Raw genomic sequence first — 21,849 nt, forward strand, 5'->3', positions numbered from 1 at the left:
CTTTGATTCTTACTGAAGCTCTCTATCCGGCCGAAGCGGCGCGGGTTCTGGGGCGGGCGGCATCCCGAAGGCCCCCGAGAAGTTGGACATGTCGGCCAGACTGACGCTGGTCAGGGCGTCGTGGATCGCCGCGTTCACCTTGTTCCAGTTGCCGCGCATCGGGCAGAGCGATTCGACGTCGCAGGACTCGGCGGCCCCGTCCACGCAGGCGGTCAGGGCGATGGGCCCCTCGAGGGCCTGGATGATCTGGGCGACGCTGATCTGCTCGGGGCTGCGGCTGAGCGTATAGCCGCCGGCGGCTCCGCGCTGGGCGGTGACCAGGCCGGCCCGGCCCAGGAGGTTGAGCAGCTTCGAGACCGTGGGCAGCGGCACCGCCGTGTCGTCGGAGATCTGCTGGGCGGAGCGCAGTTCTTCGCCCCGCAGGGACATCTGCGACATGACGACCACGGCGTAATCTGTCAACCGGTTTAACCGGAACATGGTGAAACCCCAAATCTTACTAATCTGGTATGGATTTAAATATAAGATATCGCGGGATAATCAAGTGAAAACCACTCGCAACAACCAACCTTGTTGGCTACGCCCGCGTCCGCCGGCGGATGGCATCACGCCTCTCCAACTCACACTTTCTTGACCCTGTAACCCCTGGTCTTTGATTTGCGTCTCATTCGGTATCCTCGCCAGTATGGACGGGCAAGGCCGGTGCAACGGCCCCGGTTGCTTGGGGATATCGCGGCGGACCTGCCCGCGAGGGGACCTGGAAAAAACGGGAGAGACAAAGATGTTGCGGTTGAGCCCTGCCGGCCTGTCGGTTGTCTTGCTTGCCCTTGCCCTGTCGAGCCCAGCCGTGGCGGCCGGCGACCCGGCCAACGGTCAGAAGCTGTTCAAGAAGTGTGCGGCCTGTCACTCCCTGGAAGAGGGCAAGAAAATGATCGGGCCCAGCTTGTACAAGGTCTTTGGCGCCACTCCGGGCCAGGTCGCCAAGTTCCGCTATTCCAAGGGCATGGTCGAATACGGCAAGTCCGGCGCGGTCTGGGATGAGGCGAGCTTGGATGCCTGGCTGACCAAGCCCAGGGACGTGGTCAAGAGAACCAAGATGGCGTTTCCGGGATTGAAGAATGCGCAAGACCGGGCCGACGTCATCGCCTACCTGAAAAGCCTCTCGGAATAGTCCGGACCGCCCCGGCGAGATCTTCGCTGCGACACTTCGGACCTTGTCTTCCCGCTACCTGCCCCTTTAGTCTGCGGCTTCCTGGGCTAGATTGCTTGGGACAAGGGAGAGGGAAGATCCCGTTTGGGAATAGAACAAGTCCGGAGTGATCAGATGAGACTTAGGAGTTCGCTTGCCGTCGTCGCCCTGGCCGCGGTGACTCTCGGGGCCACCCCCGCACTGGCCGAAGGTGACCCCGCCAATGGCGAGAAGGTCTACCGCAAGTGCAAGGCCTGCCACGCGGTGGAAGAGGGGAAGAACAAAGTCGGGCCCAGCCTGTTTAACATCGTGGACCGCGCGGTCGCTACCGTACCGAAGTACAAGTATTCCAAGGCGATGATCGCCTATGGCGAAGGCGGCGCCGTATGGGACCAGGCGACGCTCGATGCCTATCTGGAGGCGCCGAAGAAGGCCGTGAAGGGCACAAAGATGGCGTTCGCGGGCTTGAGAAAGCCGGGCGACCGCGCCGATGTCATCGCCTATTTGATGCAGTTCAAGGCCGAATAGACCTCGGTAGAGTCAGTAGAGTGCGAGAGGGGCGGACGGCGATTGCTTGCCGGTCCGCCCTTTCATTTAAGCAATCGCTCAACCTCTTGTGATGTTGAGTTGATCGGGCCTTCCCTGCGAATGCGCTCAGAATGAACCGGTGGGGCGCGGCCTAGACCGCCCCTACGGCTGGACTTCTCAAGGAGGCTGGCTTGGTTCGTTCCTTCTCTCCCTTGCCCACCCCTGCGCGAGGCCGAAGCCAATCGGTCATCGTTTCGCGACACCTTGTGCCAAGAGCGGCCGATCCCTTGTGGCTCTTGGCGGCGATGAGCCTGGGCCTGATCGTTGTGCTGGCGATGCCGGTGTCCCCGGCACTCGGTCAGTCGGACGACTTCACGGTAGAGCAGCACTTCTCGGTTGAGCGGCCGGCGGACCTCTCCGCGGTCGATGCCATGGTCATCTACGACAAGGTGCGCGACCGCATGGTCGCCGGCTACCGTCTGTCCCATGACGCGGCCGCGGAGACTTTCATCGACTGGCGCAAGTTCAATTCGGCGCCCTACCGATCCGCGACCCACGGGCAGCGCTATGTGAACAACTACGGCAACACCCTGGCGAAGGCTTACGGCGCCTACGAGGAGGCGCCGCCGCTGCCGGTGGGCGCGATCCTCGCCAAGGATTCCTTCGCGGTGACCCAGCGTGGCGACGTCTTCACCGGCCCGCTTTTCCTGATGGAGAAGATGCCCGCCGGCTTCCGCCCCGACGCGCACGACTGGCGCTATACCATGATCATGCCTGACGGCAGCCTTTTCGGAACGACCAACGGCGAGGGCAGCGAGCGGGTCGAATTCTGCATCACCTGTCACGAGGCTGCCGGCGATGAGCAGCAGCAGTTGTTCTTCATTCCGCAGGAGTATCGGGTCGAGTTCCTGACTCTGGACTGAGGCGCTCCCGTCGTTGGATGGGGCCGCTGTAACGCCGGCGCGGCTGGTGCATCCCAAGGTGCGGAGTGGGCCCTTGCTTCACGAGATCGTGAGTCGCCGTGACTCTACAGAACTGCCCGCGAGTCCTAGGCTTAGTGCGTTGGCCTGGGGGTATTGGGCGGCGCTCAATGGCCGCTGGGCCATAGGAACAATAAGAGACCAAAAGCATCTGTCTGGGAGTGATCCGATGAAGTCCAGGAAACGCTTATTGATGTCGACCGCCATGGTCCCCATGGTGGTCTTGGCCGGTGTGGCAGCCGGCGGCATGGTTGTCTCAGGGCATATGGGCGTTCCCATGGCCCAGGCAGCGTGCAACCCCTGCAACCCCTGTGCAGTGAAGAACCCCTGCAACCCCTGTGCGGCGGCGAGCGCCTGCAACCCGTGCAATCCCTGCGCAGTGAAGAAACCCTGCAACCCATGCAACCCCTGCGCGGCGGCGAACCCCTGCAACCCCTGTGCCGCTAATCCCTGCAATCCTTGTGCGGCGGCGAACCCCTGTAACCCGTGCAATCCTTGCAATCCCTGCGCGGCGGGCGGTGGTGGCACGGTGGTGGCCTGCGCGATCCCGCGCATTCAGGCGGCGGCCCTGGCCAATCCCTGTGCGGCGGCCAATCCCTGCAACCCGTGCAATCCCTGCGCCGCCAAGGCCTGTAACCCGTGCAATCCTTGCGCGGCGAAGGCCTGCAACCCGTGTAACCCCTGCGCGGCAAAGGCCTGCAATCCCTGTAATCCCTGTGTGGCGGCCAACCCTTGCAATCCTTGCGCAGCCAACCCCTGCAACCCCTGCGCCGCGAAGAACCCCTGCAACCCGTGCAATCCCTGCGCGGCGGCCAATCCCTGCAATCCCTGTGCAGCGAACCCCTGCAACCCCTGCGCGGCGGCGAACCCCTGCAATCCGTGCAACCCGTGCAACCCGTGCAATCCCTGCAATCCTTGCGCGGCCGGGGCGGCTCCGGAGTTGACCGACGCGGAAGCGCTGGCGGCTTACGACTGCATGTTCGAGACCATGACCGCGGCCTACGCGCGCTCCGACAAGGGCGACGCCTCGGGCTATTCGAACTGGCGGCGTTACAGCACCCAGGCCTACGTCTCTGACACCCACGGCGGACGCTACGTCCAGAACTGGGGCAACACGGCGGCCAAGGCCTATGGGCTCTATGAGAGAGCCGGCACCTTCCCGCGGGGCGCCAAGCTCGCCAAGGACAGCTTCGGCGTCAACGCCAAGGGCGAGGTTTCCGTCGGCCCGCTGTTCCTCATGGAGAAGATGCAGGCTGGCTTCAATCCGGAGAGCGACGACTGGCGCTACACCCTGGTGATGCCCAACGGATCGATCTTCGGCACCACCGGCGGCGCCGGATCGGAAAACGTCGCTTTCTGCATCGGCTGTCACCAGTCGGTGACGCCCGAGCAGGACAACGTTCTGCTGCTGCCCGAGGAGTATCGCGTGCGGTAGCGATGGGAGGTGGATAGATCGGCCCTCGCGATGTTCCGGTCCTTCCACCGCCTGCTTACGGTAGCGATGATTCTGGCCGCCTCGACCTTCGGGTCGGGGCGGTCGTCTTTTGCCGACTTCGCCGACGGCTTGGAGGCCTACGACGCCGGCGATCTGCAGACCGCCTATGAGGAATGGCTTCCCCTGGCGGAGGCCGGGGATCTGCAGGCGCAGGTGGCCCTGGCCGGCATCCTGGAGACCGGCGGCAGCGGTCTTGCCCGCGATCTGCCCGCGGCCCTGGCCTGGTATCGGCGGGCCGCCGAGCGCGGTGACCCGGTCGCGCAGATGAACCTGGGCAACCGCTACGCCCGGGGTGCGGGGCTGGGGCGCGACCCCGTCCAAGCGCTGGCTTGGTTCACCCTGGCGGCCGAACAGGGGCGCCTCTGGGCAGCCGGGCAGCGCGACGCCCTGTCCGAGACCATGACCCCCGGGCAACGGGCTGCGGCTGAGGATCTGGCCGCGCAACTGCGCCGAACCTACTAACCACCTGGCTCAATCCAGGCCACGGGCGCGCACGACACCCGGTCTCCGGTGAAACCCCGGGCCTGCGCGAGGCATCGGAGAGCCTGAACACGCTCTGGCTGCGACGACGGTCTGGGGTTTCGGTGCGGTTGGGTCTATAGTCGCCGGAACTGATCAGCCGGGGGGCAGGTTGTGGGTCATCGATTACTTGGCGTTCTTTCGGTTCTTGTCGTTTTCTGCTTGGCGTCATTTGGCGCCCTGGCACAAGAGGCCGAGCCTGCGCAGGCGCCGCCGGAATCCGCTGCCCTGCAGCAGCTAAAGGCGGCGGATCCGACCCTCTCGGAAGCCGCCATTCGCGATCTCGTGGCGCGCCTGAGCGACGCGGAGGTCCGCAGCCTGCTGCTCGACCGGCTGGACGCTGTTGCCGGGCAGGCCGGGCCGTCAGAAGCGGAGGAACTGGACAGCTTCCTGGAGCGGGCGCGCAAGAACGGTGAGGCCGTCGTCGCGGGCTTCATCCGAATGGCTGCGGCGGTGCCGATGCTGCCGGAGGCGGTTCCCGCAGCGCTGGAGCGCATCCGCGACGGCCGCCCCGCCAGCGTCTATCTATGGATAGCTCTGGGCTTCGCCGTGATGATGGCGGTCGGTTGGGCGGCGGAGCGCCTCGCCCGCCGCGTCATGGCAAAGCTGTTCCAGGAAATCGTCGAGGCACAGCCGGAGTCCGTCATCGCCCGGCTGGGCTGCCTGCTGCTTCGCCTGGTCCTGGAGTTCGTCTCTCTGGGCGTTTATGTCGGCGCGGCTCTGGCGGTCTTCTTCCTGGTGACCCATGGCAACCCGGTGACGAGAACGGTGGTCATGACCTATATGGCCGCCGTCGTCGTGGTGCGCACCTACGGGATCTTCTCGCGCTTTCTCCTGGCGCCCTACCTGCCGGCCCTCAGGCTCGCCCATATGCGCTGCGAGGACGCGCGCTACCTGCATCGCCAGAACATTGTGATGGCCTCCATCGCCGGCTTCGGTTTCCTCACCTGCAGCCTGCTCGAGGGCCTGGGTATGCCCTATGACGCGCACCAGGTGCTGACCTTCATGGTCGGCTTCGTTCTCTGCGCCAGCGTGGTCTACACCATTGCCACGGCCCGCCGGGCCATCGCCGGCGATCTCAATTGGGATCCGGAGAATGCCGGGCGCCTGCGCGCGATGCTTGCGGACATTTGGCCCGCGGCCACCATCGCCTACACGATCCTGCTCTACCTGGCGATCATCGTCATTGAGTTCACCGGCGGCGAGGCTTCCTACTTCGCCTCCTTCGGCAGCCTGCTGACGGTCATTTTCCTGCCTCACTTGGACGCCATCCTGGAGCGTTCCGCCCAGCGCCAGGAGCAGGGCGTGGAGGAAGGCTCGCCGGTGGTCAACCAGTTGAAGATCGTGGTGCTGCGGGCCTCGCGCTTCGTTCTCTGCATCGCTGCCGCGCTGTTTCTGGCGCGGATCTGGGGCGTCGACCTCTTCTCCCTGGCCGAGCAGGGCTTTGGCGCGCGCATTGCCGAGGCGCTGATAGACATCGGCCTGACCGGCTTGGTCGCCTATGTGCTCTGGGAACTGGCGCGGATCACCATCGACCGCCGCCTGGCCGAGGAGGGCGGCGGCGAGGGTGAGGAGGGGGCCGGGGTGCCGGAACCCGGCGAGCAGGGCGGCCAGGGCGTATCGCGCGCCCGCACGCTGTTGCCGCTGCTGCGCGTGGCGATCCAGGTGACCATCGTGGTCATGGCGGTGATGCTGATCCTCAGCGCCCTCGGCGTGAACATCGGGCCGCTGCTGGCCGGTGCCGGCGTGGTCGGCCTGGCCATCGGCTTCGGCGCCCAGACCCTGGTGCGCGACATCGTCTCCGGCGTTTTCTTCCTGGTGGATGACGCCTTTCGCCTCGGCGAGTACATCGATGTCGGCGTGGTCAAGGGCACGGTCGAGAAGATCTCCCTGCGCTCCCTGCGGCTGCGCCATCACCGGGGCGCCCTGCACACCGTTCCTTTCGGTGAAATCCAGCACCTGACCAACTACAGCCGCGACTGGGTGGTGGTGAAGCTGGAGTTCCGCCTGCCCTTCGACACCGACGTCAACAAGGTGCGCAAGATCTTCAAGCGCATCGGTCAGGATCTCTTGGAGCACGAAGAGATCGGTCCGGATTTCCTGGCCCCCTTCAAGTCGCAGGGCGTGTTCTCCACCGACGACAGTGCGCTCTTGATCCGGGGCAAGTTCATGGCCAAGCCCGGCCGCCAGTTCATGATCCGGCGGGAGGTCTATGCCGCTGTGCAGCGGGCCTTCGCCGCCGAGGGGATCAAGTTCGCCAACCGCCAGGTGACGGTGCAGGTGCCCGGCGCAGAACAGATGACCCCGGAGCAGCGCACGGCGGTGGAGAGCGCCGCCGCCTCGGCCGTCGCCCAGAGCGAGACCCCGGCGGGAGCGGAAGCGGCGGCGGCCAACAAGCCGTGATCCATCCCGCAGAGGGGTGACTCCGCCCGACCGCCGCAGGCCGGTCGGCGCCTTTGCGCTTTTTCTTGTGCACAGCGGCGGTCAGGTGGTTTCAAATCCTCTGGTCTTGCTCTATCACTCCCTCCCAGCCTTCCGGCGGACTCGCAGACTGCGGAAGCGAAAAACAAGAACCGAAAGGCAGGGAAAGGCATGCAAGACAAGGTCACCGTCGTCGACCACCCGCTGGTCCAGCACAAACTCACCCTCATGCGCGACAAGGAAACGGCGCTCCCGGAGTTCCGGCGCCTGCTGCGCGAGATCAGCCTGCTGCTCGCCTATGAGGTGACGCGCCACCTGAAGCTCCAAAGCGTTTCGGTGGAGACGCCGGTGGCGCGGGCGGATCTGCCGCTGCTGGCCGTCGCCGAGCCTTGTTTCATCACCATCCTGCGCGCCGGCAATGGCCTGCTGGACGGCATGCTGGACCTGATCCCGGCGGCCTCGGTCGGCCACGTGGGGCTCTACCGTGACCCGCAGACCCTGGAAGCGGTGGAGTACTACTACAAGGTCCCGACGGACATGTCCCAACGCCTGGCCATTGTCGTCGACCCGATGCTGGCCACCGGCCACACCGCCGTCGCGGCCCTGGAGCTGCTGAAAAGGGACAGCACCGGGGATCTGAGCTTTGTCTGCCTGGTCGCGGCGCCGGAGGGGATCGCGACCCTGCAGGCGGCCCATCCGGAAGTGCCGATCTACACCGCGGCGGTGGACGAGCGGCTCAACGACAAGGGCTACATCGTGCCCGGGCTCGGCGACGCCGGGGACCGCATTTTCGGCACCAAGTAATTCCCTGGAGCACGGCTGCCGGCAGGCCTCGTCTCTGCCCGCCATGCTTTTGAATGCACTCACGGCTTCGTGATATGGTCGTGCGGTGTCGGCACACTATATCCTTTTCGAATCAAGACCGTAGGGGGCCAAGCACGGTCACGAAAAGGAGACCGAGTTCTGATGTCCCTGCGTTTGCCGCTGCTTCTGGCCGCGTCCTTTCTGATCGTCCCGCTGTCCGCTCCGCACACCGCCGCCCAGGCTGAGGATCCGACAGCAGGGCTGCCCCAGGTCCAGGAGTCCCAGCGCTTCAGCGGGGAGCCGGACAGTCCGCGGCGGCACTCTCGCATCCAGGACCCGGCCGATCTTTCGCCGCAGGAGGCCGCGGCCATCTACCGCGACCTCGCCGCCGAGCTGGCGGAGGTCTATGCGCGCAGCGGCGACGGCCTGACCGCCGGCTACCAGAACTGGCAGCGCTTCAACGGCGCGCCCTACAAGTCGATGACCCACGGCAGGCGCTATGTGAACAACTTCGCCAACGAGACCGCCCGCAACTACGCGCGCTATGAGGGTGCCGGGCGCTTTCCCGAGGGCTCGGTGGTGGTGAAGGACAGCTTTGTGGTCACCGAAGACGGAGAGGTCGGCCCGGGCCCGCTGTTCGTCATGGAGAAGATGGGCGAGGGCTTCAACTACGTGACCGGCGACTGGCGCTATTCGATGATTTCCGCCGATGGAGAATTTCTCGGCCAGACCAACGGTCCGGGCGCCCAACGGGTGGAGTTCTGCATCGCCTGCCACCTGGCCGTGGAAGACCAGGACCACCTCTTCTTCGTCCCCGAGGAGGTGCGCCTTAAGCCCTAGCAGGTTGTTGAAAAGGTGGCTGCGCAGAGCACGCCACCCTTCGAGACGGCCCTACGGGCCTCCTCAGGGTGAGGCAAAGTGTCGGACTGATTGACCTCATGCTGAGGAGCGAAGCGTCTCGAAGCACGAGGTCAATCACCAAACCGGCTTTTTCAACAGCCTGCTAGCGTGTTTCGTGTTTTGGCGGAACTGGCCCGACGCCTGTCGGCGCTGCGAAGAGTTAGAAAGTGAGTTTGTTCTCTGTGCCTGAAAGCAGCCTTTGGATGTTTTCCCTGTGCTTGTAAATGACGATGAGCGCCATCAGGCAGGCAAAAGTATAGAAGTAAGGGGTATTCCCGAAGACAGGTATAAATGAGATCGCCGCAAAAGACGCTGTTGCGGATATGGTACCCAAAGAAACGTAGCGGGTTAGAGCGACGATTGTCACAAAGGCGCCAAGGCATATAAGGGCCATAACCCAATCGATCATGAACAGCACGGCCGCTCCGGTCAGCGCGCCCTTGCCCCCTTTGAACCCGAAATACACCGGCCAGTTATGCCCAATAACCGCGCCCGCGCCGGCTGCCAAAAGGCTGACACAGTCAATCGCCTCTCCCGAATGAGCGTAAACGCCGAGATACAAGCCGATAAGGCAGGCGATGACCCCCTTCAGGATATCTCCCAAGAGAACCAACGCTGCAGCGGATTTTCCGAGGACCCGCAGAGTGTTGGTGAGCCCGGCGCTTTTGCTTCCATGGCCCCTGATGTCCTTGCCGTAGACTCTCCCGACAATCACGGCCGTATTCAGGCTGCCCAAGAGGTAGCCCGAAGCGAAGGCGGCGATGATCTTCAGGACGTCGATTATCGGTGTTCTCCCATGGGCTTGATCCAGTCGTTTTTTGCTCGGCCGACACAGGGGTCATCTGTCACCAAGCCTGACTGCGTTATCCGCCGGAGAGTTCCTTCAGCAGGGCCGCGGCTTCGGCCGCGATGTCTTCGTCGTGCTCGCCGCTCAGCACGGTCTCAAGCTGGGCTTTCGCGTCATCGGTGCGCCCGAGTTTGCTGAGCGCGACGGCGATGTGGAAGTTTATGCTGGGGTCCCCGGGGGCCCGCGACTGCGCGAAGCGCAGCAGCGTCAGTCCGCGGTTCACATCGCCTTCCTCGACCAGAATCCAGCCAAGGGTGTCTATGGTGCGCGCCTGGTTCGGCGCCAGGTCGTAAGCGCGCTGCGCAAACTCGCGCGCCTTCGGGTTCCCGGTCTTCTGATAGAGCCAGGCAAGGTTGTTCAGCACCACCGGGTCGTCGGGATGGCCTTGCAGCAGCGCCTCGTTCAGGACGATCGCTTCATCCAGGCGGCCAAGGCGGGCAAACTCGCCGGCCAGCGCACGCCTGACGACACGATCGTCGGGGTGCCGCTCCAGCCATGCCTCAAGCATTGCGGCATGCGATGCAGAGCTCTCCGCCTTGCGCCGCGCCACGTAGAGGCGGAGCATCAGGGCCCCGTCTTCCTGCTTCTCCAGGCCCGCCTCATAGGCCGTGACGGCCTCGCCATGGCGCCCGGCACTCATCAGCACATCGCCGGCCAGCAGATCGCCCGTCGCCACCTCGGGGCTCAGGCTGCGGATGTTCTCGGCCCGCTGCAGCGCCTTGTCGAGTTCGCCCCGGCTGACCTCGAGGCGCACCAGGCTGGCCTGGGCTTCCAGATTGGCGGGATTGACCGAGACGGCACGCCACAGGCTGGTATAGGCGCCTTCGCTGTCGCCGATCGCCTGCTGCAGGCGGGAGATTCGGTGCAGCTCCCTGGGCGATTTCCACGCCAGTTCCACCATCCGGCGGAGCTTGATCTTGGCCACATCGCCGTCGCCGGCGGCGATTGCCGCCCGGCTGAAGGCCTCGACCACGGCGATGTTATCCGGATTTGCGGCCTCCAGCCTGCGCGCCAGGGCGAAGGATTGCTGATGGTTCTCGGCCCGGACATGCAGATTGATCAGTTGGATCTGAATGCGCGGGCCATTCGCGGAGGTCTGCTCGATGCGTTCCAGCCAGGCGATGGCCTCCGGCAGTTGGCCCCGGCGCTCGGCGATGCTGGCCAGCGCCTCGAAGGGCTCGCTCTCACCCAGACCGCGGTCGATCAGCGACAGCAGGCGCGTCTCGGCGGCTTCGAGGTCGCCGCCGCGAATGTCCAGTTTCGCAAGGTTGACGTGGGCGGGCGTGTAGTCCGGGTCGATGCCGATGGCAGTCTCGAAATGACTGCGGGCTGCAGCCTCGTCGCCCTGACCCCAATAGGCGGCACCCGCCAGATTCGGGCCAAAGGGGTTGTCCGGATCGCGCGAACCGAGGTCCTCGGCGAGGCTCAAGGCGCGTGCGTAGTCGCGCTGCCGGAGGTGCATAAGCCCCAGGATCACGGTGTTCTCCATGGCATCGGCGTCGCGGTCCAGTGCCGCCTGCAGCCCGGTGATGGCCGCTTCGGCGTTGCCGGCGGCGAACTCGTTCAGGGCCAGGCGGGTGCGGATCTGCTCCAGGTCCGGCGCCAGGGCGATGGCCCGCTCGAAGATCCTGCTGGCTTCGGCATGTTCGCCGACACGCATCAGCGCGGTGCCGAATTGCGCCAGCAGGCGGGGGTTACGCGTATGCGGCCCGATGATCGGTCCCAGCACGCGCACCGCCCGCCGGTGCTTGCCCTGCTGGACGTAGAGCGACGCCAGCATGCGCCGCGCGCCGATGTGCCCCGGCTCCAGCTTCAGGTACTGGTCGAGGTAGACCAAGGCGTCTTCGACTTCGCGCAGGGCAAAGTTGATCACGCCGGCGGTGAGCAGCGTCGGCAGGTTGTCGCGCACAAAGGTCATGTCGAAGGTGCGGATGATGTTGTCGGCCCGGCGCAGCTCGGCCTTGGCGCGTTGGGCCTCGCCGTTGCGCCCCAGGATCAGCGCGTTCAGATAGATCGACTGCGGATCCTCAGGCAGGAGCTCGATCAGGTAATCGACGTCCTTGCGGGCGTCTTCGATCCGGTTCAGGTCGATCAGGGCCGCGGCGCGGCTTCTGCGCGCATCGATCTGCAGCGGCTGGATTGTGAGCGCGCGGTCGTAGCTGGCGATGGCGCCCGGCAGGTCGCCCTGGCCGCGCTTGTAGTCGCCATCCAGGCTCCAGGCATCGGCGTTCTCCGGTGCCTGGCTCAGCGCCTCGGCGATGCGCCTTTCGGCCGCTTTGGTTTCGCCGCGGTAGACCGCCACCTCGGCAAGGCCGAGCAGGGCATTGGTGTGGTCCACATTGAGGGCCTTTGCCGCCCCGTATTCGCGCTCCGCGGCATCGAGTTCGCGCAGGGCCACATAGGCCAGACCGCGCATCATGTGGATCGTGGTCTCGATCTCGGGGCCGCGTTCGCCCGGCCTGATCCGCCCGAGCAAGGCGCGGTATTTGTGCTGCATGATCAGGGCCTGCCCCAGGGGCACGGCGATGGGCGTATCGTCGCTGCGGGCTTCCAGAGCCAGGGTCAGCTCCTTCTCCGCCGTCGGACCGTCGCCCAATTCGATATAGGCCCGGCCGATCAGGGTGCGGGCGGCGGCATTGTCGGGCTGTGCCTGCAGCACGTTCTTGAGCTGGATGACGGCACCCTCGTAGTCGCCCTCGGCGAAGCGGGCTTTGGCGTCTTCAAAATACTCTGCCGTGGTGGTGTCGGCGTCAGGCGGCGCGTTGGCGCCGGCGTGCGGGGTCATCGCCAGGCAGCCCAACAGCACAGCCACCGCCATGGCCCGCCATGGCCCTCCAGTCCGTGTCTTGCGCATGGGCCGTTCCTCGGGTTCAGCTCCCATGGTTCGAAAATCGTGCGGAATGCATAGGGTTATAGGTTGATAGATCTTTCCAAAATCGTACCAAAACGGCCCGCGGTTTGCCCCTGAAGAATAAAACAGGCGCGTCAACGAAAAACGGCGCCGCATAGGCGACGCCGGCTGTTGTTTCGAAAAAGTTCGGTCCGCGCGCCCGGCCGGTCACGCCCTTTGCCGGCGGCGGCGGTAAAGGGCCAGGCCGGCCAGCCCAGCCAGGAAGATCCCCAGGGTCTGCGGTTCGCTGACCGCAGTGCCGCGGTCGCGGCCGCGCAGGCCGTCGATGGCGCCGGTCCCGGCGAAGACCGCCACGAGTTTGGTCACGTTTTGGCCGAGGTTGCCGAAGTTGAAGACGCCCCAGTCATGATTGCCTACCGGCGCCAACTGCTGGCTCACCATGGAGGAATCGGCGTAGGTGATCTCCAGGGAAATCGATTGGGACGTGGTGTTCTCGTTGTCGAAATAGTCGATCGACGTCAGGTCGGTCGGTGTATTGCCGAAGTCGAAGATGATCGACCCGCCGTGAAGTTCGTCGTCGGGAATGATCCCGTTGTCGAGACAGGTGAAGCTGCCGCAGGCGGTGGCGCCGTCGAAATCCTCTTGCACCACCAGGATGTTGCCGAAGTTGGTCGAGGTGTTGTCGAAGGGATTGGCCAGATCGCTATCGCCATCGTTCGTGGGAACGCCGTTGTTCGACCCTGTGGTGGCATTGTTGGTGTCGAAGGCTACGGCGATATCGGCTTCACCGCCCAAGGCGCTAATCACCACGCTGGTCGAGGTGGCGCCCGGGATGCCCGAGGCATACTGATTGCCGAGGATTTCGCCGCGCTGCAGCTCGTCGAAATCCAACAGCCAGTTGGCCGCTTGCGCAGATGATGCCGCGCCTGCAATCAGGCCGGATGCCGCAGCAAAAGCGATCAACGTCCTCATCAATACCCCTCCTGGGACCCACAATCCGCCCCACACCGGAGCGGAGGTATGACACTTTCACTACTATTAAGCAAATTTCGCGCCAGAATAGAAGTCTTATTGCTTTTCAAAGGCTTAGAATCTGCCTGCCGGGGCGCCCCGCAGACCCTGTAAGAAATTCCGACTCCTTCTGTGATCTGCGCGTGTCCGAGCAGCTTAGGTCAGTATAGGAACGGCCCGTTAAGCTATTGTTATCACAGCAATATCGGTTCGTGGTCCGGATTTCCCGATGCCGCACGAGATGTAAGAAATTCCGTCACTTCCGGGCCAGACGGCGCGGACTGTGAGTGGCTCTCAGGAGAAAGCCTTGAAGGCGATCAGGGTGAAGGTGTCTTTGATCCCCGGTAGTGTCTGCACCTGCTCATTCACGAAGTGCCCGATGTCGTCGCCGTCCTGCAGATAGCACTTGACCAAAAGATCGTACTCGCCCGATGTCGAATGCACTTCCGAGACCTGTTCAACGCTCTCGACCAGTTCACCGGCCACCGGATAGGCCTGCCCAAGTTCGCACTTGATCATGATGAAAATGGTTTGCATTGCGTCCCGTCTTGCTTTGTGTCGTCGCTGCGCGGCCCGAGTCTTAGGCTCCCATCATAGCCGCTTGGCATCCGGCGCCAAGGCGGCAGTGGCCCGGCAGCGCTCCTTGCAACCATGAACTGCCGCATCCGTCTGGCGCGGCAGGCCGATGCCGCTCTGTTGGGTGACGTCGAAACCGCTGCCGCAGGCCGCTTTGCCGGGATCGGGCTGCAGGCGATTGCGCGGGGCCGGCCCACCGCAGAGGCCGAGTACCGCAGCCTGGCCGCGGATCGCCGGCTTTGGGTGACCGAGGCGGAGGAGGGGCGGCTGGTCGGGCTGGCCATCGCCGCGGCGGTAGACGGCCAGGGCTATCTGGCGGAGCTTTCGGTTCACCCGGACTACGGCCGCCGGGGGCTTGGGCGGGCGATGATCGCAGCCGTCGAAGACTGGGCCCGGGCGCGGGCCTTTACCCGGCTTTACCTGACAACGTTCCGCGATGTGCCCTGGAACCGGCCGTACTACGAGCGCCTTGGCTTTGCCGTGGTCGCCGAAAACCAGGCCGGGCCCGAGTTGAAGGCGATCCGGCAGAACGAGCGGGCGCGGGGCCTCGACCGTCTGAGCCCGCGCGTCTGCATGGTCAAAGATCTCGCCGGAGCGTGAGCGGCAGGCTAGGGCTGCCGCCGGTTCTGAGGCTCCACGGCGGGGTCGACGGCCTCGATGGAACCGGGGCGCAGCATGGCCGCGACGGTCCGGTTAAGGGTTTCGACGAAGCGATCCGTATACTCGGCCGGGCCGGCCTTTCCTGGAATCAGCAGGCCGAAGGAGGTCCAGCGCCGCGGCTCCAGCGGCCGCAGCACGATGCGCGAGGACTCGACCACGCTGGTGGTCAGGCTATCGGCGATGGTCAGTCCGGCACCGTCCGCCACCAACTGGCAGGCGAGCTGGGAGGACGCCGTCTCGATGGCGTAGGCCGCTTCGATGCCGGCGGAGCGAAAGAACTCGTCGACCTGCTGGCGCAGCAAAAGGCCGCGCATCAGCGTGACGATCCGCTCGCCCTTCAGGTCTTTCGCCGACAGGGCCTCGCGCTCGGCGAGGGGGTGCCCGGCGGGCAGCACCACCTGGGCGGCAGCCCGAAACAGCGGGCGGCTCTCGATCTGGGGATGGGAGACCGGCAAGGCGCCGACGCCGATGTCGTACTCCCGTCCGGCGATCCAGCGCTCGAGATCGCGCCTCGTTCGCACGTCCAGAGAGATCCGCACCTTCGGGTGGTCCGCCGCCATCCGGGAAACCGCCGGAGAGACGATGGTCGGCGCGATCCGCGGCATGCAGACGATGCGCAGTCGCTCCACCCGCTCGGCGCGGATCTCGGCGACGATGCGCGGCACCTCGTCCAGGTTGTCCAGAATGCGCCCGGCCTCGCGATAGAAGGCAGCCCCTTCCTCGGTGAGCAGCAGCCGCTGGCGCGTGCGGTGGAAGAGGGTGAGCCGCAACTCGGCTTCGAGCCCGGAGATCAGCCGGCTGATCGCCGGCTGACTGAGGTGCATGGACTCCGCGGCGGCGGCGGCCGATCCTTGCGCTACCACATTTCTGAATGCTCGTAATCCTTTGATATTCATTAATGGAATTCTCATTATTGACGGAATTTGCATCAACCAATCATATCATTGCATTTTTGGTATATCGTGTCACCGGCTAGGGTCGAACTGCGCGGCGGACAACGTCGTCGCCAAGAACCCGCCCCAATGCTGGAGGACCCTATGAAACGCAGAACCTTTCTGAGAGGCGCCGCTGCGGCGGCTGTCCTTGCGGCTGCCGGACCCTTTGCCACCGCGCAGGCCGCCGACTACCCGCGCCGTCCCATCAACATCGTCGTTCCCTTTAAGGCCGGTGGCGGCACCGACGCCTATGCGCGCGCCCTCTCCGCCGCTGCCGAAGGCGTGCTCAAGGTGCCCCTGGTGGTGGTCAACAAGCCCGGTTCCGGCGGCCTGAACGGCGCCCAGTCGGCGATGCGCGCGCGGCCCGACGGCTATACCGTCATGCTGACCTCGGGCGGCTCGTTCCTGCTGTCGACCATGCTTCGCGACACCCCTGTCGACCCCTTCGGGAGCTTCAAGATCGTTGCCCAGGTGGGTGAACTGCAGACCTCGCTAATGGTGCCGGCGGCGAGCGGCTTCACGTCGGTGCAGGACGTCATCGAGGCGGCGAAGCAGAACCCGGGCGCGTTGCGCTGGGCTCATTCCGGGCGCGGCGGCTTCCACCATGTCGCCGGTCTCGGCTTCCTGGCGAAGAACGGCCTCCAGGCGCAGGACGTTCCCTTCAAGGGCGGCGGTCCGGCCCGGGCGGCCCTGATCGGCGCCCAGACCGATTTCGGTTTCATCGGCGTGCAGCAGGCGCGCGGCTTCGAGGAACAGCTTCGGCCCCTGGCGGTGAACGCCGAGGAGCGCGACGGCGTGATGACCGAGGTTCCCTCCTTCGGCGAGATCGGTGTGCCCTTTGCCGCCATCAGCTCGCCGGTCATCGTCTTCGCGCCCAAGGACACGCCCGACGACGTGGTGGCCAGCCTCACGGCCGCTCTGCAGGAGATCGTGGCGAAGCCGAAGTTTGCCGAACTCCTTGCGGCGCGCGGCACCGGGCCCGGCTTTGCCGGTCCGGCGGCGGCCGAGGCGAAGCTGCGGGCCATGAAGGCCGACGCCGAGCCGTTGCTGGCCAGCCTCACCAACTGAGGCGCCGGGCCATGAAGACCTTGGTGGAAGGCGGGGTGCTCGCGCTGATCGGCGCGGGCGCCCTCTGGGGCGCCCTGCAGGTGCCGCCCGCCGCGCCGGGCGAGGTAGGGGCAGGCCTCTTTCCGACGCTCATCGCGGCGGCCCTCATTGTTATCGGCGGAGCCATGGCCATCACGGGCTTGAAGGGCAGGGGCGAGGCCGGCGCATCCCCGGCCATCCGCACCCTGGCGGAAGTGGGCGGCCTGTCGTTCCTGTCGTTCGCCTACTGGTGGGCCATCGGCGCGGTCGGCTACCTGCTGGCCACGGCCGTGGCCGCGCCGCTGGCGCTGGCCGCCTTCGACGTGCGCCGGCCCCTGGTGCTGGGGTTGGCCGCTTTGCTCTGCCCGCTCGCCTATCACCTGGTGTTCTTCGAGGCGCTGGGCGTCTTCCCGCCCTACGGGGCGTACTTCGACCTCCTCGATCTGCTTCAGGGGAGCTGAGCCATGGAAATCTTTGCCGGCCTCGCCCTGGTGCTGACCGATCCCAATCTGTTGCTGGCGATTCTGCTGGCGGCGGTGGTGGGCATGGTGGTCGGTGCCACGCCGGGCCTCACCGCGGCAGCGGCCATCGCCATGCTGCTGCCCATCACCTTCTACATGGATCCCCTCTTCGCCCTGGCCTTCCTCTACGTGATCGGCAAGTCCGGACGCTACGGCGGGTCGATTGCCGCGATCCTGTTCAATACGCCGGGCACCGCGGCCTCGGCGGCGACCCAGATCGACGGCTATCCGCTGGCGCGCCGGGGCAAGGCGGGCAAGGCCCTGAAGGTGGCCACGGTCTCTTCGGTGATCGGCGATTACATGGGCGACATTCTGTTGATCGTCGGCGTCGGCTGGATCGCCGCCCTGGCGCTGAAGCTGGGGCCGCCGGAATACTTCGCCATCTACTTCGCTGCCTTCGTGGTGATCGGCTCGGTCATCGGCAAGTCGGTGCTCAAGGGTCTCGCCAGCGCCGTCCTCGGCATGCTGGTGGCCATGGTGGGTCTCGATCCGATCTCCGGCGAGGAGCGCTTTACCTTCGGCAACTTCGACCTCTCCAACGGGATCGGGCTGGTGCCCCTGATGATCGGCATCTTCGTGTTGGGCGAGGTCTTCGCCCAGATGGAGGTCCGCAAGCAGCAGGTGGACGCCTTCGAGACCGGCGATGACGACGACAGGGCGCGCAACGGCCTGAGCTGGCGGGAGTACAAACCCTGCCTGCCCCATGTCCTGCGCGGCGGCTTCATCGGCGCCGGGATCGGCGTGCTGCCCGGCCTTGGCTCGGCCATCGCCGCCTTCATCTCCTATGGCGAGGGCAAGCGCCGCGCCGCCAACGGCGAAGACTGGGGCAAGGGCGCGCTGGAAGGCATCGCCGCGCCGGAATCGGCCAACAATGCCGTCTCCGGCCCCTCCATGGCGCCGCTGCTGACCCTCGGTATTCCGGGCAGCACCATCGGCGCGATCCTTCTGGGGGTCTTCCTGATCCACGGCATCCAGGTCGGGCCGACGCTCTTCCTCACCTCCAAGGATCTGGTCTACGGGCTCTTCGCCGCAGGCCTCATCGGCATCGCGCTCTATGGGCTGATCGGCTATTTCGGCGCTGCCTTTGTCGGGCGCCTGATCCTCAAGATTCCCACCAACATCCTTTATCCGCTGATCTTCCTGACCGCCTTCATCGCCGCCTATTCGGCGCGCGGTTCGATGTTCGATGTGCTGGTGATGATCTGCGCGGGGATCGGCGGCTGGCTGATGCGCAAGTTCGATTTCAACCCGGCGGCCTTCGTCATCGCCTTCGTGCTGGCCGGCGGCGCCGAGGAGACCCTGCGCCAGGCCCTGCTGATGTCGGACTCCGGCTGGGGCATCTTCGCCGAGCGGCCCTTTGCCATCGCCTTCCTCGCGCTCGGGCTCTTCGCGGTGGCCATGCGGCTGCGCGGCGCCATGAAACGGCGCGCAATGCAGCAGGCCTGAGGAGCGGGACGCATGCACGCGCTGCTCGACTGGCCCCTTTATGAGGAGATCTTCTCGGAAGCGGACATGCGTGCAGTCTTCAGCCAAGGGGCGACCATCGGCCGCTGGCTGGAAGTGGAAACTGCGATCTCCGCGGCCCAGGCCGAACTCGGCATCATCCCCCGCGAGGCGGCGGCGGCCATCGCTGCCGCTGCCGGCGAGGGGCCCTTCGACGACGCCCGCCTGGCGGCCGAGATGATCCTGGCGGGCCGGCCGATCATCGGCCTCTGCCGTCAGCTCAAGGAGCGGGTCGGCCCCGAGCACGAAGACTGGGTGCACTGGGGCGTCACCACCCAGGACGTCATGGACAGTGCCACCGTGCTGCAACTGCGCGAGGGTCTCGGCGTCATCGAGGGCGGGCTCGCGGCGCTGCTTGCCAGGCTCTCGGATCTGGCGCAGGAGCATTGCGATACGCCGATCATCGGGCGCACAAACGGCCAGCACGCCCAGCCTCTGTCTCTCGGCCTGAAGCTCTCCGTCTGGGTCGAGGAATTGACGCGGCGGCGGGGCGCTCTGCAAGACGCCGCGGCCCGTGGCCTGCTGCTTCAGTTCGGCGGCGCCGTCGGGTCGCTGGCGGCCTACGGCACGCTGGGGCCCGCCCTGCGCGACGAGGTCGGCAAGCGGCTCGGCCTGCCGGTTCCCAGGGTCCACTGGCAAAACGCCCGCGACGGCATCGCCGAGGTCCTGACGGCACTCGGTCTGCTCTGCGCGAGCCTGGAGAAGATCGCCCATGAGGTGAACCGTCTGGCCAGCACCGACATCGCCGAAGTCCATGAAGGTCATCGCCCGGGGCGTGGCGCCTCCAGCGCCATGACCCACAAGCGCAACCAGCGCGCCTCCGAGTTCGCCGAGGCGGTGGCCCGTCTGGGTCGCATGCGCGCAGGCGCCGCGCCGGAGCTGATGGGCCACGAGCACGAACGTTCCGGCGGGGTCTGGGTCGCCGAATGGGTCACGGTGCCGGAGGTTTTTCTCTATGCCTCCGGCGCGCTGCGCTGGGCGCGGAGCCTCTTCGCCGGCTTCGCTGTCGACCGAAAGGCCATGGTGCGCAATCTGATGGTCACCCGGGGTCTGGCCTTTTCCGAGACCGCCACGCTGTCGCTGGCGGCGAAGCTTGGACGGACGGAGGCCCGTCGCCTGGTCGAGAAGGCCTGCGATTCGGTGCGCGCGAACGGACACACGTTGGAAGAGGCCCTGCTGTCCGATCCGGCGGTAACCGCCAGGGTCTCGGCGGAGGAAATCGCCGGGCTTTTCGAGCTGTCCCGCCACCTGGGCCCAAGCTAGTGCCACCACCGGCCTCTCGGAGGAGACGGCCTTCTTGCTTGACAAAACTACAAATCTAGTTATTTAGAAAGGTATGACTGCGAAAGCCTCCGTTGCCCGCGCCCTGGCCGCCCTCGGCCATGAGGCGCGCCTCGACATCTACCGCTTGCTCGTGCGGGCAGGGGAGGAGGGCTTGAACGTGGGCGACATCGGCGATCACCTGAAGATGCCCGCTTCGACCCTGGCGCACCACCTCTCCACCCTGGTGTCGGCTGATCTGGTGATTCAGGAGCGGCGCGGCCGCGAGGTGGTGAACCGCGCCGACTACGATGCCATGCGGCGCACCGTCGGCTTTCTCACCGACAAGTGCTGCACCGGCGTCAGCCTTTTGACGGAGGATGCAGCGTGAGCAAGGGCAGCCTTTTCTTTTGGGCAGATAAAACTAGAAACCTAGAGGTATCGCGATGACGGACTTTGCCTTACAGGCGCGCGCTCTGGGTCTGGGCATGGCGGCGAGAACCTGGCGGGAGGAGCGGGTCTGGCTGACCGCGGGGCTGATTCTCGCTTTGCTGTTTCTCCTCGTGCCGGCTCAGGCGAACGACAGCGTCGCCTTCGTGCTTGGCGCGCTGGCGCAGACCGCGCCCTACCTGCTGCTGTCCATCGGCATCGCCGCCTATGCCGGTGCCTCCGGCGCCGACAACATCATCGCCCGCGCCTTCACCGGCTCGCCCCATCTGATGATCGTGCTGGCGGCCCTGGCCGGCGGGCTCTCGCCCTTCTGCTCCTGCGGGGTCATTCCGCTGATCGCCGCGCTGCTCAGCATGGGCGTGCCGCTCTCCGCGGTCATGGCCTTCTGGCTCGCCTCGCCGGTGATGGACCCCTCCATGTTCGTGCTTACCGCTGGTGTGCTGGGCACCGAGTTCGCCGTGGCCAAGACCTTGGCCGCCATCGGTCTCGGCTTCTTCGGCGGCTATGCCACCCTGACCCTGATGCGCGCCGGGGCTTTGAGCGAACCCCTGCGCGAGGGGATCGGCAATGGCGGCTGCGGCGGCGCCAAGGTGCGTGCGCCCAAGCCGGTGGTCTGGCGCTTCTGGCAGGAGGAGGAGCGGGTTGCGAAGTTCGGGCGCGAGGCCGTCAAAACCACGTTGTTCCTCGGCAAGTGGCTGACCCTGGCCTTCCTGCTGGAAAGCCTGATGCTGGCTTATGTGCCGGCGGACTGGGTGGCCTCAGCCCTGGGCGGCGAAGGTCTGGCACCCATTGCCACGGCGACCCTCGTCGGTGTGCCGGCCTATCTCAACGGCTATGCCGCCCTGCCGCTGGTCGGCGGGCTCATCGAGCAGGGCATGGCCGCCGGCGCCGGTCTCGCCTTCCTGGTGGCCGGCGGCGTCACCTCGCTGCCCGCGGCGATTGCCGTCTTCGCCCTGGTGAAGCGCCCGGTCTTTGCCCTCTACATCGCCCTGGCGTTGAGCGGCTCCTTCGCCACCGGTCTCCTCTTCCAGGCCTGGATCGCGTGACGGAAGCTGCGCTCCTGAAGGAAAGGGAAGGGCCCCGCCAGCGCCTTCCGGCCCGCCAGCGCCTTCCGGATCGAGGTCGACCCCCTGACGGCGCGGTGGATAGGCGCTTAGAGGCTGTCCCAAATGAAGCGTTTCCCGACAGAGGGGTGCGGCTCGCTGCCCCCCAGACCGTCATTGCCGGACTCGTATGGTGATTTTGTTGTCAAGGCCGGGTATCGGTTTGGGATATTGATCTTTCAGGCTTTGTTTTCTGGGTTCTCTGATCGG

Annotated in this window: 23 protein-coding genes; 15 read left to right on the forward strand and 8 right to left on the reverse strand. The window is 65.7% G+C overall.

Annotation, left to right across the window (positions count from 1 at the left end; translation table 11 throughout):
• Positions 1 to 9: 9 nt before the first annotated feature.
• Entirely contained in the window at positions 10 to 480 is a 471-nt protein-coding gene (locus Q0996_RS17880; RefSeq protein WP_299622821.1) for an SUF system Fe-S cluster assembly regulator, read from the reverse strand.
• Between the two features lie 301 nt (positions 481 to 781).
• On the opposite strand from Q0996_RS17880, the gene Q0996_RS17885 reads away from it, so the two are divergent.
• The 3 genes from Q0996_RS17885 to Q0996_RS17895 all read left to right on the forward strand — a co-directional run bounded on the left by Q0996_RS17885 (position 782) and on the right by Q0996_RS17895 (position 2,640).
• Complete coding sequence (locus Q0996_RS17885; protein ID WP_299622824.1) at positions 782 to 1,171, forward strand: cytochrome c family protein; 390 nt, start codon at positions 782 to 784, stop codon at positions 1,169 to 1,171.
• Positions 1,172 to 1,324: 153 nt separating this feature from the next.
• Entirely contained in the window at positions 1,325 to 1,717 is a 393-nt protein-coding gene (locus tag Q0996_RS17890; protein ID WP_299622827.1) for a cytochrome c family protein, read from the forward strand.
• A 287-nt stretch (positions 1,718 to 2,004) separates the two neighbouring features.
• Positions 2,005 to 2,640 (forward strand): hypothetical protein, encoded by a 636-nt coding sequence (locus Q0996_RS17895; RefSeq protein WP_299622830.1) that lies wholly within the window; start codon positions 2,005 to 2,007, stop codon positions 2,638 to 2,640.
• Positions 2,641 to 2,718: 78 nt separating this feature from the next.
• Here the strand turns inward: Q0996_RS17895 and Q0996_RS17900 are convergent, their stop codons facing one another.
• Complete coding sequence (locus Q0996_RS17900) at positions 2,719 to 3,252, reverse strand: hypothetical protein (protein ID WP_299622832.1); 534 nt, start codon at positions 3,250 to 3,252, stop codon at positions 2,719 to 2,721.
• Positions 3,253 to 3,600, reverse strand: coding sequence for a hypothetical protein (locus Q0996_RS17905; RefSeq protein WP_299622835.1), 348 nt, complete (start codon positions 3,598 to 3,600; stop codon positions 3,253 to 3,255). It lies immediately after the preceding gene.
• 37 nt (positions 3,601 to 3,637) lie between these two features.
• Between Q0996_RS17905 and Q0996_RS17910 the strand changes: the two genes are divergently transcribed.
• From Q0996_RS17910 to Q0996_RS17930, 5 genes are all read left to right on the forward strand, one after another.
• Positions 3,638 to 4,132 (forward strand): cytochrome P460 family protein, encoded by a 495-nt coding sequence (locus Q0996_RS17910; protein WP_299622838.1) that lies wholly within the window; start codon positions 3,638 to 3,640, stop codon positions 4,130 to 4,132.
• A gap of 30 nt (positions 4,133 to 4,162) precedes the next feature.
• Positions 4,163 to 4,654 carry a tetratricopeptide repeat protein gene (locus tag Q0996_RS17915; RefSeq protein WP_299622840.1) on the forward strand — a complete coding sequence of 164 codons (492 nt, stop codon included), beginning with the start codon at positions 4,163 to 4,165 and terminating at the stop codon, positions 4,652 to 4,654.
• A 219-nt stretch (positions 4,655 to 4,873) separates the two neighbouring features.
• Positions 4,874 to 7,114 (forward strand): mechanosensitive ion channel domain-containing protein, encoded by a 2,241-nt coding sequence (locus Q0996_RS17920; RefSeq protein WP_299622842.1) that lies wholly within the window; start codon positions 4,874 to 4,876, stop codon positions 7,112 to 7,114.
• Positions 7,115 to 7,303: 189 nt separating this feature from the next.
• The gene (gene upp / locus Q0996_RS17925; protein ID WP_299622845.1) at positions 7,304 to 7,936 is read left to right on the forward strand and encodes a uracil phosphoribosyltransferase; all 633 of its coding nucleotides are present in this window, start codon (positions 7,304 to 7,306) and stop codon (positions 7,934 to 7,936) included.
• A 162-nt stretch (positions 7,937 to 8,098) separates the two neighbouring features.
• Complete coding sequence (locus Q0996_RS17930) at positions 8,099 to 8,776, forward strand: cytochrome P460 family protein (protein ID WP_299622847.1); 678 nt, start codon at positions 8,099 to 8,101, stop codon at positions 8,774 to 8,776.
• A 220-nt stretch (positions 8,777 to 8,996) separates the two neighbouring features.
• Here Q0996_RS17930 and plsY read toward each other — a convergent pair whose 3' ends face one another.
• The 4 genes from plsY to Q0996_RS17950 all read right to left on the reverse strand — a co-directional run bounded on the left by plsY (position 8,997) and on the right by Q0996_RS17950 (position 14,082).
• Entirely contained in the window at positions 8,997 to 9,671 is a 675-nt protein-coding gene (plsY, locus tag Q0996_RS17935; RefSeq protein WP_322096749.1) for a glycerol-3-phosphate 1-O-acyltransferase PlsY, read from the reverse strand.
• 28 nt (positions 9,672 to 9,699) lie between these two features.
• A complete protein-coding gene (prsT, locus tag Q0996_RS17940; RefSeq protein ID WP_299622850.1) occupies positions 9,700 to 12,537 on the reverse strand; it encodes an XrtA/PEP-CTERM system TPR-repeat protein PrsT in 2,838 nt (945 codons plus the stop codon).
• Positions 12,538 to 12,741: 204 nt separating this feature from the next.
• Positions 12,742 to 13,506: a PEP-CTERM sorting domain-containing protein gene (locus Q0996_RS17945; protein WP_299622852.1), complete on the reverse strand. Its 765-nt coding sequence runs from the start codon at positions 13,504 to 13,506 to the stop codon at positions 12,742 to 12,744.
• Positions 13,507 to 13,839: 333 nt separating this feature from the next.
• Complete coding sequence (locus Q0996_RS17950; protein ID WP_299622855.1) at positions 13,840 to 14,082, reverse strand: Lrp/AsnC ligand binding domain-containing protein; 243 nt, start codon at positions 14,080 to 14,082, stop codon at positions 13,840 to 13,842.
• A 114-nt stretch (positions 14,083 to 14,196) separates the two neighbouring features.
• Here Q0996_RS17950 and Q0996_RS17955 point away from each other — a divergent pair, with 114 nt between their 5' ends.
• Complete coding sequence (locus Q0996_RS17955) at positions 14,197 to 14,721, forward strand: GNAT family N-acetyltransferase (RefSeq protein WP_299622857.1); 525 nt, start codon at positions 14,197 to 14,199, stop codon at positions 14,719 to 14,721.
• A gap of 8 nt (positions 14,722 to 14,729) precedes the next feature.
• Here the strand turns inward: Q0996_RS17955 and Q0996_RS17960 are convergent, their stop codons facing one another.
• Positions 14,730 to 15,710, reverse strand: coding sequence for a LysR family transcriptional regulator (locus tag Q0996_RS17960; protein WP_322096748.1), 981 nt, complete (start codon positions 15,708 to 15,710; stop codon positions 14,730 to 14,732).
• Positions 15,711 to 15,818: 108 nt separating this feature from the next.
• Here Q0996_RS17960 and Q0996_RS17965 point away from each other — a divergent pair, with 108 nt between their 5' ends.
• From Q0996_RS17965 to Q0996_RS17990, 6 genes are all read left to right on the forward strand, one after another.
• Positions 15,819 to 16,784, forward strand: coding sequence for a tripartite tricarboxylate transporter substrate binding protein (locus Q0996_RS17965; protein ID WP_299622862.1), 966 nt, complete (start codon positions 15,819 to 15,821; stop codon positions 16,782 to 16,784).
• 11 nt (positions 16,785 to 16,795) lie between these two features.
• Complete coding sequence (locus Q0996_RS17970) at positions 16,796 to 17,263, forward strand: tripartite tricarboxylate transporter TctB family protein (protein ID WP_299622865.1); 468 nt, start codon at positions 16,796 to 16,798, stop codon at positions 17,261 to 17,263.
• 3 nt (positions 17,264 to 17,266) lie between these two features.
• Positions 17,267 to 18,769, forward strand: coding sequence for a tripartite tricarboxylate transporter permease (locus Q0996_RS17975; protein WP_299622868.1), 1,503 nt, complete (start codon positions 17,267 to 17,269; stop codon positions 18,767 to 18,769).
• 12 nt (positions 18,770 to 18,781) lie between these two features.
• Positions 18,782 to 20,089, forward strand: coding sequence for an adenylosuccinate lyase family protein (locus tag Q0996_RS17980; RefSeq protein WP_299622871.1), 1,308 nt, complete (start codon positions 18,782 to 18,784; stop codon positions 20,087 to 20,089).
• Positions 20,090 to 20,162: 73 nt separating this feature from the next.
• Complete coding sequence (locus Q0996_RS17985; RefSeq protein ID WP_299622873.1) at positions 20,163 to 20,477, forward strand: helix-turn-helix transcriptional regulator; 315 nt, start codon at positions 20,163 to 20,165, stop codon at positions 20,475 to 20,477.
• Between the two features lie 55 nt (positions 20,478 to 20,532).
• Positions 20,533 to 21,582, forward strand: a complete 1,050-nt coding sequence (locus Q0996_RS17990; RefSeq protein ID WP_299622876.1) for a permease — start codon at positions 20,533 to 20,535, stop codon at positions 21,580 to 21,582.
• The last annotated feature ends 267 nt before the right edge of the window (positions 21,583 to 21,849 follow it).

The organism is Pelagibius sp. (genome assembly GCF_028289705.1).
Classification (GTDB): domain Bacteria; phylum Pseudomonadota; class Alphaproteobacteria; order Kiloniellales; family Kiloniellaceae; genus Pelagibius.

Coding starts and splice junctions, on each gene's coding strand:
- Q0996_RS17900 (WP_299622832.1), bottom strand. CDS start 3,252: ATGCGCGGGATCGCGCAGGCCACCACCGTGCCACCACCGCCCGCCGCG.
- Q0996_RS17990 (WP_299622876.1), top strand. CDS start 20,533: ATGACGGACTTTGCCTTACAGGCGCGCGCTCTGGGTCTGGGCATGGCG.
- Q0996_RS17930 (WP_299622847.1), top strand. CDS start 8,099: ATGTCCCTGCGTTTGCCGCTGCTTCTGGCCGCGTCCTTTCTGATCGTC.
- Q0996_RS17975 (WP_299622868.1), top strand. CDS start 17,267: ATGGAAATCTTTGCCGGCCTCGCCCTGGTGCTGACCGATCCCAATCTG.
- Q0996_RS17965 (WP_299622862.1), top strand. CDS start 15,819: ATGAAACGCAGAACCTTTCTGAGAGGCGCCGCTGCGGCGGCTGTCCTT.
- upp (WP_299622845.1), top strand. CDS start 7,304: ATGCAAGACAAGGTCACCGTCGTCGACCACCCGCTGGTCCAGCACAAA.
- Q0996_RS17955 (WP_299622857.1), top strand. CDS start 14,197: ATGAACTGCCGCATCCGTCTGGCGCGGCAGGCCGATGCCGCTCTGTTG.
- Q0996_RS17945 (WP_299622852.1), bottom strand. CDS start 13,506: ATGAGGACGTTGATCGCTTTTGCTGCGGCATCCGGCCTGATTGCAGGC.
- Q0996_RS17880 (WP_299622821.1), bottom strand. CDS start 480: ATGTTCCGGTTAAACCGGTTGACAGATTACGCCGTGGTCGTCATGTCG.
- Q0996_RS17890 (WP_299622827.1), top strand. CDS start 1,325: ATGAGACTTAGGAGTTCGCTTGCCGTCGTCGCCCTGGCCGCGGTGACT.
- prsT (WP_299622850.1), bottom strand. CDS start 12,537: ATGCGCAAGACACGGACTGGAGGGCCATGGCGGGCCATGGCGGTGGCT.
- Q0996_RS17980 (WP_299622871.1), top strand. CDS start 18,782: ATGCACGCGCTGCTCGACTGGCCCCTTTATGAGGAGATCTTCTCGGAA.
- Q0996_RS17985 (WP_299622873.1), top strand. CDS start 20,163: ATGACTGCGAAAGCCTCCGTTGCCCGCGCCCTGGCCGCCCTCGGCCAT.
- Q0996_RS17885 (WP_299622824.1), top strand. CDS start 782: ATGTTGCGGTTGAGCCCTGCCGGCCTGTCGGTTGTCTTGCTTGCCCTT.
- Q0996_RS17950 (WP_299622855.1), bottom strand. CDS start 14,082: ATGCAAACCATTTTCATCATGATCAAGTGCGAACTTGGGCAGGCCTAT.
- Q0996_RS17970 (WP_299622865.1), top strand. CDS start 16,796: ATGAAGACCTTGGTGGAAGGCGGGGTGCTCGCGCTGATCGGCGCGGGC.
- Q0996_RS17915 (WP_299622840.1), top strand. CDS start 4,163: ATGTTCCGGTCCTTCCACCGCCTGCTTACGGTAGCGATGATTCTGGCC.
- Q0996_RS17960 (WP_322096748.1), bottom strand. CDS start 15,710: ATGCAAATTCCGTCAATAATGAGAATTCCATTAATGAATATCAAAGGA.